Annotated in this window: 16 protein-coding genes; 15 read left to right on the plus strand and 1 reads right to left on the minus strand. The window is 72.5% G+C overall.

Going from position 1 to position 17,861, the window contains the following annotated elements; genetic code table 11:
* Positions 1-336: 336 nt before the first annotated feature.
* The 15 genes from pstC to ACIP98_RS11480 all read left to right on the plus strand — a co-directional run bounded on the left by pstC (position 337) and on the right by ACIP98_RS11480 (position 17,398).
* On the plus strand, positions 337-1,362 hold the full coding sequence (gene pstC / locus ACIP98_RS11410; RefSeq protein WP_401975148.1) for a phosphate ABC transporter permease subunit PstC: 1,026 nt from the start codon (positions 337-339) through the stop codon (positions 1,360-1,362).
* Position 1,363: 1 nt separating this feature from the next.
* Positions 1,364-2,653 carry a phosphate ABC transporter permease PstA gene (pstA, locus tag ACIP98_RS11415; RefSeq protein ID WP_401975151.1) on the plus strand — a complete coding sequence of 430 codons (1,290 nt, stop codon included), beginning with the start codon at positions 1,364-1,366 and terminating at the stop codon, positions 2,651-2,653.
* On the plus strand, positions 2,653-4,353 hold the full coding sequence (locus tag ACIP98_RS11420) for a phosphate ABC transporter substrate-binding protein PstS (protein ID WP_401975153.1): 1,701 nt from the start codon (positions 2,653-2,655) through the stop codon (positions 4,351-4,353). Before pstA ends, ACIP98_RS11420 begins: the two co-directional genes overlap by 1 nt.
* On the plus strand, positions 4,350-6,971 hold the full coding sequence (locus tag ACIP98_RS11425) for a hypothetical protein (protein ID WP_401975156.1): 2,622 nt from the start codon (positions 4,350-4,352) through the stop codon (positions 6,969-6,971). The genes ACIP98_RS11420 and ACIP98_RS11425 overlap by 4 nt, the downstream gene beginning before the upstream one ends.
* A gap of 131 nt (positions 6,972-7,102) precedes the next feature.
* Positions 7,103-9,073 carry an Ig-like domain repeat protein gene (locus ACIP98_RS11430; RefSeq protein ID WP_401975158.1) on the plus strand — a complete coding sequence of 657 codons (1,971 nt, stop codon included), beginning with the start codon at positions 7,103-7,105 and terminating at the stop codon, positions 9,071-9,073.
* A gap of 75 nt (positions 9,074-9,148) precedes the next feature.
* Positions 9,149-10,069: a sortase gene (locus tag ACIP98_RS11435; RefSeq protein ID WP_319658973.1), complete on the plus strand. Its 921-nt coding sequence runs from the start codon at positions 9,149-9,151 to the stop codon at positions 10,067-10,069.
* 288 nt (positions 10,070-10,357) lie between these two features.
* Positions 10,358-11,080, plus strand: coding sequence for a phosphate ABC transporter ATP-binding protein (locus ACIP98_RS11440; RefSeq protein WP_319659243.1), 723 nt, complete (start codon positions 10,358-10,360; stop codon positions 11,078-11,080).
* Between the two features lie 130 nt (positions 11,081-11,210).
* The gene (locus tag ACIP98_RS11445; RefSeq protein WP_401975160.1) at positions 11,211-12,308 is read left to right on the plus strand and encodes an LLM class flavin-dependent oxidoreductase; all 1,098 of its coding nucleotides are present in this window, start codon (positions 11,211-11,213) and stop codon (positions 12,306-12,308) included.
* Positions 12,305-12,937, plus strand: a complete 633-nt coding sequence (locus ACIP98_RS11450; protein ID WP_401975162.1) for an FMN reductase — start codon at positions 12,305-12,307, stop codon at positions 12,935-12,937. Before ACIP98_RS11445 ends, ACIP98_RS11450 begins: the two co-directional genes overlap by 4 nt.
* A gap of 16 nt (positions 12,938-12,953) precedes the next feature.
* Positions 12,954-13,277 carry a GNAT family N-acetyltransferase gene (locus ACIP98_RS11455; RefSeq protein WP_319658970.1) on the plus strand — a complete coding sequence of 108 codons (324 nt, stop codon included), beginning with the start codon at positions 12,954-12,956 and terminating at the stop codon, positions 13,275-13,277.
* A 144-nt stretch (positions 13,278-13,421) separates the two neighbouring features.
* Complete coding sequence (locus ACIP98_RS11460) at positions 13,422-14,411, plus strand: pirin family protein (RefSeq protein ID WP_401975165.1); 990 nt, start codon at positions 13,422-13,424, stop codon at positions 14,409-14,411.
* A complete protein-coding gene (locus tag ACIP98_RS11465) occupies positions 14,408-14,791 on the plus strand; it encodes a tetratricopeptide repeat protein (protein WP_319658968.1) in 384 nt (127 codons plus the stop codon). Before ACIP98_RS11460 ends, ACIP98_RS11465 begins: the two co-directional genes overlap by 4 nt.
* A 112-nt stretch (positions 14,792-14,903) precedes the next feature.
* Positions 14,904-15,617, plus strand: a complete 714-nt coding sequence (locus ACIP98_RS11470) for a VC0807 family protein (RefSeq protein WP_401975168.1) — start codon at positions 14,904-14,906, stop codon at positions 15,615-15,617.
* Between the two features lie 114 nt (positions 15,618-15,731).
* Positions 15,732-17,162 carry a carboxylesterase family protein gene (locus tag ACIP98_RS11475; RefSeq protein WP_319658966.1) on the plus strand — a complete coding sequence of 477 codons (1,431 nt, stop codon included), beginning with the start codon at positions 15,732-15,734 and terminating at the stop codon, positions 17,160-17,162.
* A 50-nt stretch (positions 17,163-17,212) separates the two neighbouring features.
* Positions 17,213-17,398 carry a hypothetical protein gene (locus ACIP98_RS11480; RefSeq protein WP_319658965.1) on the plus strand — a complete coding sequence of 62 codons (186 nt, stop codon included), beginning with the start codon at positions 17,213-17,215 and terminating at the stop codon, positions 17,396-17,398.
* 21 nt (positions 17,399-17,419) lie between these two features.
* On the opposite strand, the gene ACIP98_RS11485 is transcribed toward ACIP98_RS11480, so the two are convergent.
* The gene (locus ACIP98_RS11485; protein ID WP_401975171.1) at positions 17,420-17,749 is read right to left on the minus strand and encodes a hypothetical protein; all 330 of its coding nucleotides are present in this window, start codon (positions 17,747-17,749) and stop codon (positions 17,420-17,422) included.
* Between the last annotated feature and the right edge of the window lie 112 nt (positions 17,750-17,861).

Here is a 17,861-nt window from a genome sequence, read left to right on the forward strand (position 1 = left end):
CTCCGGCATCGGGGGCGGGCGCGCCGGGCAGGGCACTCCGGAAGGCGGGGCGATTGGCACGTGCCCAGCAGAGTGCTCCGGCGAATGCGTCCGGAGCCAGCCTGGACGGCACATTTCACCCACTCGTGAACGTAATTGGCGCTTGCGCAGGTCGGTCCGCTACGGTCGCCCGTTCACCTTCTCCGGTCTCTGCGGTACTTCCACGCCCTCCACGTCCGCAGCACACTCACTGTTCACATTTTCATCACTTGTGAACGGCTCTCACGACACGCGCCCCCCATTGAATCTGCCGGGAACTACGCCCGTAAATGGCGTAATCGAGGGAGGGGCGCAGCAATGTCCACCGCATCGGCGGGAGTGGAGCCGGTCAGACCGGAGCCGGAGAGCGCACCACCGCGCCCGAAGGACTCGGCCCGCGGGACCGGCGACCGCGTCTTCCGCTGGCAGCTGACGGCAGCCGGCACGACCGTCCTCGCGATCATGGCCGCGGTCGGCATCTTCCTGCTCCTGCGGGCCGGGTCGGCGCTCAAGGCCACCGGCCTGTCGTTCCTCACCACGTCGGCCTGGCAGCCCGACGTCCACCACTTCGGCATCGCGGCGGTCCTCACCGGAACGCTGCTGATCGCCGCCGTGGCCGTGGTCTTCTCGCTTCCGCTGGCCCTCGGCACCGCGCTGTTCATCTCCGACGTGGCACCGCGCCGGCTGCGCCGCACGCTGATCGCGATGGTCGACCTGATGGCCGCCGTCCCGTCCGTGGTCTACGGCCTGTGGGGCCTGTTCTTCCTGCAGGGCCACGTCATCGGCGTGTCCCGCTGGCTGTCCGACTGGTTCGGCTGGATCCCCTTCCTGCACGTGGACGGCACGCAGCCGGGCGAGCCGCTGGCCTCCAGCAGCGTCTACACCGCCTCGTCCTTCGTCGCCGGGCTCGTGGTCGCGCTGATGGTGGCGCCGATCCAGTGCTCCGTGATGCGCGAGGTCTTCGCCCAGGCCCCCGCGGGTGAACGCGAAGGCGCGTACGCACTCGGCGCCACGCGCTGGGGCGTGATCCGTACCGTCGTGCTGCCGTACGGGCGCGGCGGCATCATCGGCGGCACCATGCTCGGCCTCGGCCGGGCGCTCGGCGAGACCATCGCCGTCTACCTGATCATCTCGCCGGTCTTCACCATTCAGCCACACATCCTCCAGACCGGTGCCAACTCGGTCTCGTCGCTGATCGCGCTCCACTACGGAGACGCCTCCGACTTCGGCATGTCGGCGCTGATGGCGGCCGGCCTCGCGCTGTTCCTGCTCACGCTGGTGGTCAACTTCACCGCCTCCTCCGTTGTGGCCCGTTCCCGTTCCGGCTCGCAGAGCGAGGCATGACATGACCGTCGTCGAAGAGACCCCCGCGGCCGCCGTGCAGGACGCCGCGGCCACGACGCCCACAGCGCCCACGACCGCCGCGGCCGCCGGCGCCCCGGCCGCGCCCGGCGCAGCCGAACCCCCCGACCGGCCGCGCCGGATCGGCGGCGCGGACCGCAACGCGGTGCTGGCCCTCACCGGTGCCGCCGCGTCCGGCCTGTGCCTGGCGGTGCTGCTGTTCGGCGAACTCGCGCCGCTGTCCGGCGCGCTGGGCTTCACCGTGACCGCGTACCTGGCCTTCCTGGCCTCCTACGCCATCCTGACCGGCCTGGAGGACGACGGTCCCGCCGTCCGCGACCGGGTGATGACGGTCGTGCTGTGGTCGGCCGCCACCGTACTGTTCTCCGCGCTCGTCCTCGTCGTCGGCTTCACGCTGTGGCGCGGCCGCTCGGCCCTGCCGCACGGCAACTTCTTCACCCAGGACATGCAGGCCGCCGGGCCCCTGGACCCGCTGAGCGCGGGCGGCATCGCGCACGCCATGCTCGGCACCCTCATCATGATCGCCATCGCGCTGGCCATCACCGTGCCGCTCGGCCTGGCCTGCGCGGTCTACCTCAACCAGGTCCCCGGCCGTTTCTCCCGTTTCGTGCGCACCATCGTCGAGGCCATGACGGCGCTCCCGTCGATCGTGGCCGGCCTGATGGTCTACGCGACCTGGATCCTGGGCCTCGGCATGCAGAAGTCGGGCCTGGCGGCGGCCTTCGCCATCAGCGTGATGATGCTGCCGATCGTGATCCGCGCCTCCGACGTGGTGCTGCGGCTGGTCCCCGGCACGCTGACCGAGGCCTCCGAGGCGCTGGGCGCGCCGCGCTGGCGGACCGTGTGGCACGTCGTGCTGCCCACCGCGCGCTCGGGCCTGGCCACCGCGGTCATCCTCGGCACCGCCCGCGGCGTCGGCGAGACCTCTCCGGTGCTGCTCACCGCGGGCTTCACCGCGGCGCTCAACGCGGACCCGCTGCAGGGCCCGATGATCTCCCTGCCGCTGGCCGTCTTCAACTTCGTCAAGTCCCCGGAACCCACCATGATCGCCCGAGGCTTCGGCGCGGCTGCCGTGCTGATGGCCCTGGTCCTGGTGCTCTTCGCGATCGCCCGTGTGCTCGGCGGCCGCGGACCGGGTCAGCAGACCAAGCGCCAGGCGCGCCGCGCGGAGCGGGCCTCCCGCCGCGACGCCGAGCGCTTCGCCCAGCTCCACGCCCCCGCCCCTTCCGTGCTCGGCGCCGCCACCGCCACCGCTCCTGGAGACAACGACTGATGCGCAATCCCCTCACCGGACGGCACACGGCCGTCCGGGCCAGATGGCGCGCTCTGAGCGCGCTCGCCGCGCTGTTCGGCGTGCTGGCCGCCGTGGTCGTGCCGGCCGCGCAGCCCGCCGTCGCCGACGCCGGCTACACCCCGATCTCCGGTGCCGGCTCCACCTGGGCCGAGAACGCGGTCGACGAGTGGCGCCGCGGCGTCAACCAGTACGGCATGCGGGTCAGTTACTCCGGCACGGGCAGCTCCGACGGCCGGCGTCAGTTCCTGAACGGCCAGGTGGACTTCGCGGTCTCCGACATCCCGTTCCAGACCAAGCCCACCGACGGCTCCGCCGCCGAGAACCCGGCCAAGGGCACGTACGCGTACATGCCGATCGTGGCCGGCGGCACCGTGTTCATGTACCACCTCACGATCAACGGCAAGCGGGTCACCAACCTGCGGCTCTCCGGCGACGTGGTCACCAAGATCTTCACCCGCGCCATCAGCTACTGGGACGACAAGGCGATCACCGCGGACAACCCCGGCGTCAAGCTGCCGCACCGCTCGATCATCCCCGTCGTGCGCTCCGACGGCTCCGGTTCCACCGCGCAGTTCACGATGTGGATGGCCAACCAGCACCAGTCGCTCTGGCAGGCCTACTGCGGCAAGGTCGGACGCTCCGGCGCGTGCGGCCAGACCTCGTACTTCCCGACCCTCCCCGGCATGATCGCCCAGTCCGGTGACCTCGGGGTGGCGGGCTACGTCGCCCAGGGCTACGGCGAGGGCGCGATCGGCTACGTCAACTACTCGTACGCCCGCAACGCGCACTTCCCGGTCGCCAAGGTCCTCAACCACGCGGGCTACTACACCGAGCCCACGGCGCAGAACGTCGCGGTGTCGCTGCTGAAGGCGCGGATCAACACCGACAAGAGCTCGGCGGACTACCTCACCCAGCAGCTCGAGGGTGTCTACAACGACACCGACCGGCGCAACTACCCGCTGTCCAGCTACTCGTACATGATCCTTCCGCTGAAGGAGCAGGGCACCTTCACCAAGGCCAAGGGCAAGACGCTGGGCGCCTTCTCGTACTACTTCATGTGCCAGGGCCAGCAGCAGGCGCCCCAGCTCGGCTACTCGCCGCTGCCGATCAACCTGGTGCAGGCCGGCTTCGACCAGATCCGCCGCATCCCCGGCGTCAAGACGCAGTCCATCAACATCAAGAACTGCAACAACCCGACCTTCAGCGCGGACGGCCACAACCGCCTCGCCGAGACCGCGCCGTTCCCGAAGGCCTGTGACAAGAAGGGCGCACCGCCCTGCACCACCGGCAGCGGTGGCGCCACGGGCAGCTCCAGCACCTCCGGCGGCTCGGGGTCGTCCGGCGGCGCCACCACCGGCGGCACCACGGGTGGCGCCACCGGCGGTACGGGCACCGACGGCTCCACGGGCGGCACCGGCGCGTCCGGCGGTACCGGCGGCACCCCCTCGGTCGACCCCGACACCGGCCAGAACGTCGCCGCGGACAACGGTGGCGCGGGCGGCACCGGCACCTCCGGCGGCGCCACCGGCACGGTCGCGCTGGCGCAGCCGGTCACCGTCGCGGCCCAGAGCGGCTGGGGCGGCGCGCAGACGCTGATGCTGCTGGCCGTGGTCACCCTGCTCGGCCTGGTGCTGCTCCCCGCCGCCGTCTCCCAGCTGCTGCGAAGGAGATCCCGATGAAGCGCCCGATCACCCGGGGGAGCCGCGTGCGGCGGCTCCTCGCGCGCCTCGCCGCCGGCGCCGCCGTCGGCGCCCTGCTGGGCGGCCTGGTCGCGCAGGCCGCGCAGCCCGCCGTCGCCGCGGACCCCGGGAACTCCTCCGTCAGCGTCCAGGGACGTGGCGAGTTCAAGGACATGACGTTCACGGTCAGCCAGACCAAGGCACTGACCAGCCAGGCCGTCACGGTCTCCTGGAAGGGCGGTACGCCGACCGCCTTCGCCGGCACGCAGTTCAACACCGATTTCGTGCAGATCATGCAGTGCTGGGGCGACGACGACGGCACCGTCCCCGGCAACCCCGGACCGTCCCGCACCCAGTGCCAGTACGGTGCCTCGCCGACCACCGGCCGGGGCACCTGGCCGGGCAACGACATCGACGACAGCCGCAAGGTCTTCTACAGCGCCGACCCCACCAACTACGGGCAGGACAGTCAGTACGGGGCGGCCAATCCCAACGCCCCGGGTGAGGTGCCCTTCAAGTCGGTCGACGGCACGCTGATCACCAGCAACCTGCAGAACAACCGGCTGTACAACTACAACACCACCAACGAGATCGACTTCGCCCGCACCAGCGCCGACGGCACGGGCAAGGAGTTCTTCGAGGTTCAGACCGCCTACGAGGCCCCGCACCTGGGCTGCGGCATGCCGGTGACGAGAGACGGGCACACCGCCCCGCGCTCCTGCTGGCTGGTCATCGTCCCGCAGGGCCACCTCGACCTGGACGGCAAGCCCTACGCCGACCACACCCAGGTCAACGCCGGCTCGCCGGTCTCCTCCACCAACTGGAAGAACCGCATCGCTGTCAAGCTGGACTTCAACAAGGTCGGCGCGACCTGCGCGCTGGGCTCCAAGGAGCGCCCGACCAGCGGCAGCGAACTCGCCGCGGACGCCATCACCAGCTGGCAGACCGCGCTCTGCGCGAGTGGTTCGGTCTACGGCTACACCGAGCTCGGTGAGCCCGACGCCCGCGCCCGCCTGGAGAACGACGGCGACAGCGGCCTGGTCTTCACCACCCGGCCACTGAACGCAACCGACGACGCCTCCTACGCGCCGGTCGCGCTGTCCGGAGTGGTCATCGGCTTCACCATCGAACGCCGCGCCAGGGCCGGCGCTCCGGACTCGGTGCGCAAACTGACCGGCACGAAGGTGGAGTCCCTCGACCTCACCCCGCGCCTGGTGGCCAAGCTGCTCACTGAGTCGTACCGCAACTCCACGTGGGGCTCGGTCACGGGCCCGGCGTCCTCCCCGACCCCGGCCAAGGGCTACGGGTGGGCCCTGAAGAACCCGGACGGTCTGGTGAGCGACCCCGATTTCCTCACGTACAACCCGGAGTTCGCACAGCTGTCGGTCGCCGAGACCCCGGCCACCGACACCGACCTGATCACCGCCATCGGCCACTCCGACTCCGCCCGCGCGGTGTGGAGGTGGATCAACGCCGACAGGGACGCCCGGCGTTTCCTCGCCGGCATCCCCGACGAGTGGGGCATGACGGTCAACCCGAACTACAGCACCAACGCCGACGTGAACGCCGCGGGGGTCTTCGACCCGAACCGCGACGACTACCCGAAGAGCGACCCCTGGTGCACGGTCCCGCCGGGCGCCGACACCGACCAGAAGCAATGCATGATCGACTTCCATCCCTACGTGGACGACATGCACGCCGGTGCCCTGCACACCCGTCGCGCCGACACCCTGTGGAAGTCCACCTGGGACGCGCTCGCAAGCCCGCCGGCCTTCAAGAGCCCCGGCCCGCAGACCGTCGGCTCACGCTTCGTGCTGACCATCACCGACGCCGCCTCGGCGGACCGGTACGGTCTGCAGACGGCACGGCTGCTGAACGCCGCCGGCGCGTTCGCCGCTCCGACCGGCAACGCCCTCGCCGCGGCCGCCACGAGTTCTTCCGACGCCTCGGTTCCCGAGATCGACCCGGCCACGGCCACGGCCAAGGACGCCTACCCGCTGGCCGAGCTGGTCCACGCCGCCGTGCGTCCCGCCGCGCTGGACGCCGGTGCCCGCAAGGACTACGCCAACCTGCTCCGGTTCGCCGCCGGCGCGGGCCAGAACACCGGCACCGGTCCCGGCGAACTCCCGCCCGGCTACGCCCCGCTGCCCGCCGGCCTACGCGCGCGGGCCGACAAGGTCGCTGACGCGCTCGCCGCCTTCAAGCCCGCCCACTCGGCGGCCGGCGACGACGCCTCGGGTGACGACATCGACGGCGGCGGGGGCGGCGCGGTGGACGATACCGGGCCCTCGTACGGCGGCACCCCCGGCGATCCGACCGCATCGGCCTCCGTGAGCACCACGCCGAGCGCCAAGCCGTCCTTCGACGGCGGCGACGCGGTCCAGGTCACCGCCAATGGCACCACCCCCGCCGACCCGGCCAACACCTTGCGCTGGGCCGTCCCGGCCGGAGCGGCGCTCGGCGCCGTCGCCGCCGTGGGCGCGCCCTTCGCGGGTGGGGCCAAGCCCCGGCTTCCGCTGCGCGTCCCGCTTCCCGGCGGCCGCGGGTTCACGCTGCTGCCGGAGGAGGCGGTCCTGCGGGACAAATTCGGGCGGCTGCGCCGCCGCGTGGGTCTGTGATCCGCGCGGGCGGCTGAGCCGCTCCCACGAACGGCCGTCCGCCCCGAAAGGCAGTCGGGGCGGACGGTTGGCACCACCCTGCCAGATTCCTGGCAACGACCGGTTTCACGTTCATGAGCAGGAGACCTTTCATGCGCTCTACGCGCCTTACGGCCGTGGCCCTCGTGGCCGCCGTCGTGGCCGGCGGCCTGGCTCTCGCGAGCCCGGCCCAGGCCGACCCGGATGCCGGTGCCTTCCGCCAGCTGGTCGGCGTCGGCTCCGACACCACCCAGGACGTCCTCAACGCGCTCGCGGGCGACACCGTCAACGGCAAGAGCTACGCCGGCACCGCCGTGTCCTCGGGCAGCGCCCGCATCGCGTCCTACGACGCGGTCGGCTCCGCCACGATCACCACCCGGGACAAGGGCGTCGCGTTCAACCGGCCCAACGGCTCGGGCAACGGACGCATCGCTCTGAGCGCGTCGCTGTCCGGCAGCAAGTACCCCAACGGCGACGGTGTCGCCATCAAGGGCCAGGTGAGCTTCGCCCGTTCCTCGGGCGGCCCCAGCGCCAGCGGTACCGCCCTCACCTACATTCCGATGGCGCGGGACGCGGTGGGCGTCGCCGCCCGCGGCTCCGAACTGCAGAACCTGACGGTCGACCAGCTGCACGACATCTACAGCGGCACGCTGAAGGAGCTGAACGGCCAGGCCGTCCACCCCTTCATCCCACAGGGCGGCTCCGGTACCCGGAAGTTCTTCGTCTCCGCGCTCGGCCTCAACGACGAGATCGTGTCGAAGGTCGCGACGGTTGTCCAAGAGAACCAGGCGGACGACGCCCTCAAGGCGGACGGCGCCCTGGTGCCGTTCTCGGTCGCCAGCTGGATCGCCCAGAACAACGGCATCGCCCCCGACCACAGCGGCACGGCGCGCGCCGGCGGCGCCTACCTGGCCAACATCCAGTTCGCCAACGACGAGGGCCCCACCTCGCCGGTCACGAAGGTCAACGGCAAGCTCGCCCCGGTCGCCGGCTACTACGACAACGCGACCTTCGGCCGCGACGTCTACAACGTCGTCCCGACCCGGGCGATCGACCCGACCAGCGTCTTCTTCGACAAGGCGCTGTACGACATCTTCGTCACCAACGGCAGCCACACCGCGGCCCTGGCCTCGGAGACGGCCGAGGACGTCATCGACGACTTCGGCTTCATGAACGAGCCGTACAACGGCTCGATCAGCCTGGCCAGGCACGCCAAGCAGGGCGGCCTGGAGGACGGCACCCAGCAGCAGCTGCCGGATACCCCCGCGGTCAAGGCCACCCTCGGCAGCGGCAGCCTGAAGCTCAGCTGGGCCGGCCCCGCGGCCGACGAGATCCCGGTGACCGACTACCGCGTGCTGATCACCCGCGCCGACGGTTCGGTCGTGGTCAACAAGGACCTGACGGCGACCACCACCTCGTACACGGCGACCGGCCTGACCGCCGGCACTTACTCCGCCACCCTCGTCGCGAACAACCTCGTGGGTGCGAGCGAGGAGCCGGCCCACTGGACCGGCGCGGTCCGCTACGCCAGCAAGACCGTCGCCGCCGCCGCCACGACCGCCTACGGCCGCACGCCGCGGATCGCCGTCACCGTCACCGGCAGCAACTCGGTCAAGCCGAGCGGCAAGGTCACGGTGAAGGAAGGCAGCTCCACGCGCGGTACGGCCGTCCTCGACAGCCACGGCAAGGCGTCCGTCGCGCTGTCCAGCCACCTCCCGGTCGGCACGCACACCCTGACGGTCTCCTACTCCGGCAACGGCGGCCTGAACACCTCCACCGCCACCGTGCGGCTGACGGTCACCAAGGCCACCCCCGCGGTGTCCGCCTCCCACCCGGTCTCGGTCAGCCACACCAAGCAGGCCAAGGTCTCGGTGAAGGTCACCGCCTCGGGCACCGTCCCGAGCGGCAAGGTGCAGATCTTCGACGGCTCCAAGGTGATCGCGACCCGCACCCTGAGCGCCGGCAAGACGACCGTCACCCTGCCGAAGCTCAAGAAGGGCAAGCACACGCTGCACGTGCGCTACCTGGGCTCCTCGACGGTGAACGCCCGCAACGGCGCGAACTTCACCATCAAGTCCACCTGATCCACCCGCCGGGGAGGCCGCGTCCGCGCGGCCTCCCCGGCGCCCCCCGACCGCATCCGCAGGAGGCAGACCGCCGTGACGGTCGTCGCACCGAATCCGCCCCGTATCCGTGAACGGGGCGCCACCGTAACGCTGTCCCTCGCACGGATACCCACCACGCAGCACCTCGCCCGGGGCGCGCTGCTGACCCTGGCCGCGCTGCTGCTGGGACTGACCGCGCAACTGGTGGTCGTGAGCCACCTGGAGTACCGGGCCGCGCAGCACGGGGCGTTCGACGCACTGCGCGCGAACCTGGCGCTGGGCACCGCCCCGGTCGCGCAGACCGACCAGGACGGCAAGCTGCTCGCCCCGGGGACCCCGCTCGCGCTCATCGACATTCCGTCGCTGCACGTGCGCGAGGTCGTGCTGGAGGGGACCGACTCCCGGGTGCTGGCCGACGGCCCCGGCCACCGCCGGGACACCCCGATGCCCGGCCAGGCCGGTACGAGCGTGCTGATGGGTCGCGCGGCCGCGTACGGCGGCCCGTTCGGGCACCTGGCGCGGCTGCGGGCCGGCGATCCGCTCACGGTCACCACCGGACAGGGCAAGGTCTCCTACCGCGTCACGGACATCCGCCGCGCCGGCGACCCGGCGCCCGCCACCCTCGCCGCCGGCAAGGGCCGGCTCGTGCTGGTGACCGCGACCGGCGCGTCCTATCTGCCGGCCGGTGTGCTGCGCGTCGACGCCGAGCAGGTGTCCGCCACCGTCGAGAGCCCGCCCGCCGTCATCCAGTCCGGCACCCTGCCCGACTCCGAGCAGCCGATGGCCGCCGGAACGGGCGTGCCGTGGCCGCTCGTGATGTGGCTGCAGGCGCTCGCCCTCGTCTCCATCGCCGCCGTGTGGGCCTGGCACCGCTGGGGCCGCCACCAGACCTGGATCGTCTTCCTGCCGGTGGTGGCCGTCGTCGGCCTCCAGGTCGCCGGCCAGGTCACCCAGCTGCTCCCGAACCTGCTGTAGAGGAAACCAACCATGACCGACATCGCCGAGTCCGCAGAGCCCGTCCGCGCCGCCGAGGCCGCCGAGGCCGCCGAGGCCGCCGAGGCCTCCGACGTCTCCGACGCGCCTGTCGCGCTCGTGAAGACCGCCGCGCCCGCCGACGCCGCCAGTGCCGCCGACACCGCCGTCCTGCCCGCCGTGACCGGTGCGGCAGCGGCAGCGGCGGCGTCCGCGGCACCCGCGGGCGCCGCTCCGTCCCCGGCCGAGCTCGAGGCGCGCGCCGTCTCCGCCTGGTTCGGCGACCACAAGGTGCTGGAGCGGGTCTCGCTGACCATGCCGGCCGGCGAGGTGACCGCCCTCATCGGCCCCTCCGGCTGCGGCAAGTCGACGTTCCTGCGCACGCTCAACCGGATGCACGAGATGATCCCGTCCGCCGCCCTGTCCGGCGAGGTGCTGTTCGAGGGCGAGGACATCTACTCGCCCGGCCGCCGCCTCACCGACGCGCGCCGCCGGATCGGCATGGTCTTCCAGAAGCCGAACCCGTTCCCGGCGATGTCCATCTACGACAACGTCGTGGCGGGGCTGAAGCTCACCGGCACCCGGGCCACGCGCCGGGAGAAGGACGAGCTGGTCGAGGAGTGCCTGAGCCGCGCCGGCCTGTGGAAGGAGGTCCGCGACCGGCTGCGCAAGCCCGGTGGCGCCCTGTCCGGCGGCCAGCAGCAGCGGCTGTGCATCGCCCGCTCGCTCGCGGTCCGCCCGCGGGTGCTGCTCATGGACGAGCCGTGCTCCGCCCTGGACCCCACCTCGACCCGGCGGGTCGAGGAGACGATCATGGAGCTGGCCGGCGAGGTGACCGTCGTCATCGTGACGCACAACATGCAGCAGGCCGCCCGTGTCTCCGCGCAGTGCGCGTTCTTCCTCGCCGAGCAGGGCACGCCCGGCCGGATCGTCGAGCACGGTGCCACCGAGGAGATCTTCGGCAACCCCTCCGACCAGCGCACCGCCGACTACGTGGCGGGCCGCTTCGGCTGACCGGGCCCACCGTGTCCGCGGCATCGCACGCGGTACACGCGGTACCGGCGGAATAGGGGGGTGGGTGTTCTCGTTCGAGGAGGTGGTTGAATAGTCAACAAGCTACAGGCGATGAAGGAGGGCGAGGCCGGTGCAGTTCGGGATCTTCACAGTGGGTGACGTCACCCCCGACCCCACGACGGGCAGGACGCCGAGCGAGCACGAGCGGATCAAGGCGATGACCGCGATCGCGCTCAAGGCCGAGGAAGTGGGGCTGGACGTCTTCGCGACCGGCGAGCACCACAACCCGCCCTTCGTGCCGTCCTCGCCGACGACGATGCTGGGCTGGATCGCGGCCCGCACCGAGAAGCTGATCCTGTCCACCTCCACGACGCTGATCACCACGAACGACCCGGTGAAGATCGCCGAGGACTTCGCGATGCTCCAGCACCTTGCGGGCGGCCGCGTCGACGTGATGATGGGACGCGGCAACACCGGTCCGGTCTATCCCTGGTTCGGTCAGGACATCCGGCAGGGCATCCCGCTCGCGGTGGAGAACTACGCGCTGCTGCACCAGCTGTGGCGCGAGGACGTGGTGGACTGGGAGGGCCGCTTCCGCACCCCGTTGCAGGGCTTCACCTCCACGCCGCGGCCGCTGGACGGTGTCCCGCCGTTCGTCTGGCACGGCTCCATCCGCTCGCCGGAGATCGCCGAGCAGGCCGCGTACTACGGTGACGGCTTCTTCCACAACAACATCTTCTGGCCGTCCGACCACACCAAGCGGATGGTCGAGCTCTACCGCGCACGCTTCGCGCACTACGGGCACGGCACGCCGGAGCAGGCGATCGTCGGGCTCGGCGGGCAGGTGTTCATGCGCAAGAACTCGCAGGACGCCGTGCGCGAGTTCCGCCCGTACTTCGACAACGCCCCGGTGTACGGCCACGGGCCGTCGCTGGAGGAGTTCACCGAGCAGACCCCGCTGACCGTGGGTTCGCCGCAGCAGGTGATCGAGAAGACGCTGTCCTTCCGGGAGTACGCCGGCGACTACCAGCGCCAGCTGTTCCTCATGGACCACGCGGGACTGCCGCTGAAGACGGTCCTGGAGCAGCTCGACATGCTCGGCGAGCAGGTCGTGCCGGTGCTGCGCGAGGAGTTCGCCAAGGGCCGCCCGGCCGGTGTGCCGGACGCGCCGGACCATGCGTCGCTGGTCGCCCGCCGCGACGCGCAGCGGACGGAGGTCGTGCGGTGAATCGTGAACCGGTCAAGCTCGTGGTCGTCTCGGCCGGGCTGAGCGTCCCGTCCTCCACACGGCTGCTCGGCGACCGGCTCGCCGAGGCCGTGCGGCAGTCCGCCGCCGACGACGGCCGTCCGGTCGAGGTGCGGGTGGTCGAACTGCGCGACCTGGCCGTGGACATCGCCAACAACCTGGTCACCGGCTTCGCCGGGCGCACCCTGGCGGAGGCGGTCGCCGCGGTCACGGAGGCCGACGGGCTCATCGCCGTCACGCCGGTGTTCAGCGCCTCGTACAGCGGGCTGTTCAAGTCCTTCTTCGACGTGATCGACCCGGACGCGCTCACCGACAAGCCCGTGCTGATCGCCGCCACCGGAGGCACCGCCCGGCACTCGCTGGCGCTGGAGCACGCCCTGCGGCCGCTCTTCGCGTACCTGCGCGCGGTGGTCGTGCCGACCGCGGTCTACGCCGCCTCGGAGGACTGGGGCGGCAGCGGCGACCCGCTGACCGACACCCTGCCGACCCGCATCGCGCGCGCCGCGGGCGAGCTGGCCGGGCTGCTGGTGGCGCGGCCGCCCGCGCCCCGGCCGCCGGCCGATACGGTCGTCCCGTTCGAGCAGCAACTGGCCGCCCTGCGGCCCGAGTAGGAAGAGGGGCCGCACCATGGCAGCACGCGTCACCGAGAACCCGGACATGTCGCGCTTCGAGATCTTCGACGCCGTGGACGAGGGGGGCCAGGAGGAGCGCGCCGGCTTCGCCGAGTACCACCTGTACGGCAAGGAGATCGCGTTCATCCACACCGAGGTGGACCCCCGCTTCGGCGGCCGGGGCCTGGGCGGGGTCCTCGCCCGCGCCGCGCTGGACACGGCGCGCGACCGGGAGCTGGACGTCCTGCCCTACTGCCCCTTCATCCGGGGCTGGATCGGCAAGCACCCGGAGTACGTGGAGCTGGTGCCCGAGGGTCAGCGCGCGCGCTTCGGCTTCTGAGTCCCGGCCCCCGGCCCGGCGGGACGGCGGGCGGGCGGACGGCGGGCGGAGGGGCCGGAATGAATCCGAGTGGTTGAAGGTTAAACCACCCGACGGGGCTCCGGCCCGGACCCCGGAAGAGTTCCTACGAGCGAGGAGCGTCCCATGCCCGCCGTGACCGTGGAGAACACGCTGCTCCTGCCCCGCGTCACCGAGCCCGACCCGGTGGGCTCCGAGCAGCGCCCCGTACGCACCGTGACCACCGCCCCGCGCGGTTACGAGGGCGAGGGCTTCCCGGTGCACCGGGCCTTCGCCGAGGTCTCCCCGCGACTGCTCGACCCGTTCGTCCACATGGACCAGATGGGCGAGGTCGAGTACGCCCCGGGCGAGCCCAAGGGCACCGCCTGGCACCCGCACCGCGGCTTCGAGACCGTCACCTACATGATCGACGGCCGCATGGAGCACCAGGACTCGCACGGCGGCGGGGGCACCATCACCGACGGCGCCACGCAGTGGATGACGGCAGGCAGCGGCATCCTCCACATCGAGACGCCGCCGGAGGAACTGGTCGTCTCCGGCGGGCTGTTCCACGGTGTCCAGCTGTGGGTCAACCTGCCGCGCGCCCACAAGTGGAACCCGCCGCGCTACCAGAGCATCGACGGACCCGAGGCCGCGCTGCTGTCGTCCCCGGACGGCGGCGCGCTGGTACGCGTCATCGCCGGCGACGTCGCCGGACACCGCGGGCCGGGGAGCACCTTCACCCCGATCACCCTGGTGCACGCGACCCTGAGCCCCGGCGCCCGGCTGGTCCTGCCCTGGCGGCCGGACTTCAACGCCCTGGCGTACGCGCTGTCGGGGCGCGGCACGGCCGGCGCCGAGCGGCGCCCGCTGGACACGCACCAGCTCGCGGTCTTCGGGGCGGGCGACACCCTGACGCTGGAGGCCACCGCCCAACCCGACAGCCGCACCCCCGACCTGGACGTCCTCGTCCTCGGCGGGCGCCCGATCCGCGAACCGGTCGCGCACTTCGGGCCGTTCGTGATGAACACCAAGGCCGAGGTCCTGCAGGCCATCGAGGACTTCGACAAGGGCCGGCTCGGCTTCGAGCAGGCGAGCCGCATGCCGCACACCGCACCCGGAGAGGAGCTCACGTGACCCCCACCCGTTCCGAGTTGTACGAGGCCGCCGAGCCCTTCGAGGCCGCCGGGGAGACCACGGCGGAGCGCTGGGAGCGCGCCGGGCTCTTCTTCGAGGCCAAGGAGTACACGGAGGCCGCCCGGCTGCTGACGGACGTCGTCGACGAGGTCCCGGAGCAGGTCGCGCCGCGCCTGCTGCTGGCCCGCGCCTACTACCACTCCGCCCAGCTCGGCCGCGCCGAGGAGCAGTTGCGGGCGGTGATCGACCGCGACCCCGTCGAGCACTACGCGCACCTGATGCTCGGCCGTACCCTCCAGCGGCAGGGGCGCGCCGACGAGGCCACCCCCTGGCTGCGGATGGCCGCGGCCTTCTCCGGCGAGCTGCCGCCGGAGGGCTGACACCACCCCGGCAGCGCCGCGCCACTGTTCCCAAGGCCGGGTAAAGCCCTGGCCCGGACGGTGGCGCGGCACATATGTTCCCCCGGACATCGGTCTGCAACGGGGGGAAACCATGTCCGGACACTCACGGGTGTCGTCCGCGCTCGGCTGGGCGCTCACCATCCTGTGCAACATCGTCCTGCCTGTCGTGACCTACAACCTGCTCACCGGCGCCGGCTGGGACGAGTTCCCGGCCCTGCTGGTCTCCGGCGTCTGGCCGGTGCTGGAGACCGCCGTCTCGCTGGCCTGGCGGCACAAGGTGGACGAGTTCGCGATCATGACCCTGATCTTCCTGGCCATCACCGTGCTGGTCACCGTCGTCGGGCCGCACTCGACCCGGCTGCTCCTGGTCAAGGACTCGGCCGTGACGGGGCTGTTCGGCGTGGTCTGCCTGGCCAGCCTGCTCGCGCCGCGGCCGCTGATGTTCTGGTTCGGCCGCAGATTCGGCACCGACGGCACCAAGGAGGGCGCCGAGCGCTTCGACGGCCTCTGGCAGTACGCGGGCTTCCGGCACGTGATGCGCACCATGACCGTCGTCTGGGGGGTGAGTTACGTCCTGGAGGCCCTGGCCCGCGTCGGCCTGTCGTACCGGCTGTCCACCGCCACCATGGTGACGGTCAACTCGGTGCTCTCGTACGCCGTCACCGGCGTCCTCGTGGCCTGGACGATCCTCTACGGCCGCCGCTCGGCGGCCCGTGGACAGGAGCGCGCGCGGCAGGCGGCGGACGCCTCGAGGGCGGGGGCGGAAGGCGAGCCGGCTGCCCCGGCCGGGTCCGGGGCGGTCTGACCGCGCCCCGCGGACCCGTGGGTGTTCGGCGGTCCGGGCGTCCTCGCGGGCCTCCGGGCGCGCCGCGGGGTCTCCGGCGCGCGCCCGCCATGAGGGCACGGTAGACCAGCAGTCATGGATACCAGGCACGAACACCGGCGGCCGGTGGTGGTCACGGAGCGCGGCTCCGTGCGCGGGGTGACCGAGGAGGGCGGAGTGGCGGCCTTCCGCGGGATCCCGTACGCCGCGTCGCCGGTGGGCGACCTGCGGTTCTCCTCCCCGCGCCCGCACCCGGGCTGGAACGGCGTGCGGGACGCGGCGCGCTCCGGTCCCGAGGCCCCGCAGGGGCACAGCCGCCTGGAGGCGATCCTGGGCCCGCGGGAGCCGCGCGGCGACGAGGCCGGGTGCCTCACCCTCAACGTGTGGGTGCCCGAGGGCGCCCTCGACGGCGGGGCGCCGCCCCGCCCGGTGCTCCTGTGGATCCACGGCGGCGGCTACACCACCGGCTCCGGCGGCTGGGACCTCTACGACGGCAGGCGGCTGGCGGAACTCGGCGGAATCGTCGTCGTCACCATCAACCACCGCCTCGGGCCGCTGGGTTATCTGCAACTGCCGGAGCTCGGCGCCGACAACATCGGCAGCCGGGACCAGGCCGCCGCGCTGCGCTGGGTGCGGGATTCCGTCGCGGCCTTCGGCGGCGACCCCGCGGCCATCACCGTCGGCGGCCAGTCCGCGGGCGCGTACTCCGCGCTCGCCCTCGCGCTCGACCCGGGGACGCGCGGGCTCGTCCGGCGGGTGATCGGGGAGAGCGGTCCGTGGGGGCTGGACCCGCAGGAGCCGGCGGAGGCCGCCGACGCCGCCGCGCACTACCTGCGCCTGCTCGGTGTCCCGGGGGCCGGCGCCCTGCGCGGTCTGCCCGTCGAACGCCTGCTGGAGGCCTACGGGCGGCTCGTCGTGGAACGCGCCCGGCCGGGCGGCACGGCGCCGCCGACCTATCCGGTGCGCGGCGGTGCGCTCACCGCGACCGGATGGCGGGAGGCGGTGGCCGGCGGTGCCCTGAGAGGCACGGACGTCCTGCTGGGCGGTACGCAGGACGAGATGACCGCCTTCCTGGCCGTCACGTCCTTCGATCAGCCTCTGGACGTCGTCGCCGAGCAGCTCTTCCATGCGGGCACCACCGAGATCGCGGGCCGCTGCGCCCGCGACGGGGCCCCCGCGTACGTGTACCGCTTCACCCGGCGGCCGCCCGGGGAGGCGGACGTGGGTGGCGTTCCCCTGGGCGCCACGCACTGTGCGGAACTGCCGTTCCTCTTCGGTACCTTCGACGCCTTCCGCGACGCGCCGATGCTCGGCCGGGTGGACGCGGCCGACCGCGCCCTCGGGCGAGCCTTCGGCGGGGCGCTCGCCGCCTTCACGGCGACGGGCAGCCCCAACGGGCCGGGGCTGGAGCCGTGGCGGCCGTGGATCCCGGGAGGCGCCGGGCCGGAGCAAGGAGCGGGGTCGGGGTCCGGGGCGGGGTCCGGGCCGGGGCCGGACGTCATGCGGTTCGGGCCCGCGCCTCGATAACTCTTTTGGGGGATCGCACAGATATTCGAACACCGGATAGTCTGCTGGACATGTCGACCTCACACGACGAGCCAGCGCTCTTCTCCGATCCCGACCTGACCGCTCCCGCCCCGGTCCGCGGCCCCGCGCCGGTCCTCGATCCCTTCCACGCTCCGGCGCCCGCCGGTCCGGTGGCCGGCCCCAGGGCGGGGGAGGGGCGGGAGCCGATACGCGCGCGTCCCCCGCTGTCCGGCTGACCCGCTGACCGGCGCGCGGACTCAGCCGCCGGCGCGGGCGTCCTCCCCATGGGCGAGGGGCAGTCCGGCCCCGTCCTGATGGCGCTTCGAGCGGCCGTGGAGGCCGACGGCGACGTCGGGCGTGCCGGCGGCCCCGCCGTGCTCGTCCGGCGCGACATGGATCAGGACGTCCGGATGATCCCCCGTCACCACCCAGCGGTCCGCCTCGCCCACGTCGATCACCGAGAAGTCCGCCGCCCGGCTGCCGACGTGCACCGGCCCGAACTCCCGCGGGACCGGGGCGGCCTGGCCGGCCAGGGCGTCCGCCGAGGGCCGCGTCAGCACCGCGTACGTGCCGTGCTCGAAGAGCACCCAGCAGGTGCGGGGGTCGTCCAGGAGCCGTCACCAGGTGTCGATGCGTGTCCGTGTGTCCACGGCGCCATGATGGCGCGCGGCGCTGACAGCCGGCCCGGCCCCGCAACGC

It is taken from the genome of Streptomyces sp. NPDC088354, assembly GCF_044753585.1.
In the GTDB taxonomy this organism is placed as follows: Bacteria; Actinomycetota; Actinomycetes; order Streptomycetales; family Streptomycetaceae; genus Actinacidiphila.

Bases quoted from the DNA above. Each gene is read 5' to 3' on its own strand.
- ACIP98_RS11480 (WP_319658965.1), top strand. From the start codon at position 17,213: ATGTCGACCTCACACGACGAGCCAGCGCTCTTCTCCGATCCCGACCTG.
- pstA (WP_401975151.1), top strand. From the start codon at position 1,364: ATGACCGTCGTCGAAGAGACCCCCGCGGCCGCCGTGCAGGACGCCGCG.
- ACIP98_RS11425 (WP_401975156.1), top strand. From the start codon at position 4,350: ATGAAGCGCCCGATCACCCGGGGGAGCCGCGTGCGGCGGCTCCTCGCG.
- ACIP98_RS11420 (WP_401975153.1), top strand. From the start codon at position 2,653: ATGCGCAATCCCCTCACCGGACGGCACACGGCCGTCCGGGCCAGATGG.
- pstC (WP_401975148.1), top strand. From the start codon at position 337: ATGTCCACCGCATCGGCGGGAGTGGAGCCGGTCAGACCGGAGCCGGAG.
- ACIP98_RS11460 (WP_401975165.1), top strand. From the start codon at position 13,422: ATGCCCGCCGTGACCGTGGAGAACACGCTGCTCCTGCCCCGCGTCACC.
- ACIP98_RS11455 (WP_319658970.1), top strand. From the start codon at position 12,954: ATGGCAGCACGCGTCACCGAGAACCCGGACATGTCGCGCTTCGAGATC.
- ACIP98_RS11430 (WP_401975158.1), top strand. From the start codon at position 7,103: ATGCGCTCTACGCGCCTTACGGCCGTGGCCCTCGTGGCCGCCGTCGTG.
- ACIP98_RS11475 (WP_319658966.1), top strand. From the start codon at position 15,732: ATGGATACCAGGCACGAACACCGGCGGCCGGTGGTGGTCACGGAGCGC.
- ACIP98_RS11470 (WP_401975168.1), top strand. From the start codon at position 14,904: ATGTCCGGACACTCACGGGTGTCGTCCGCGCTCGGCTGGGCGCTCACC.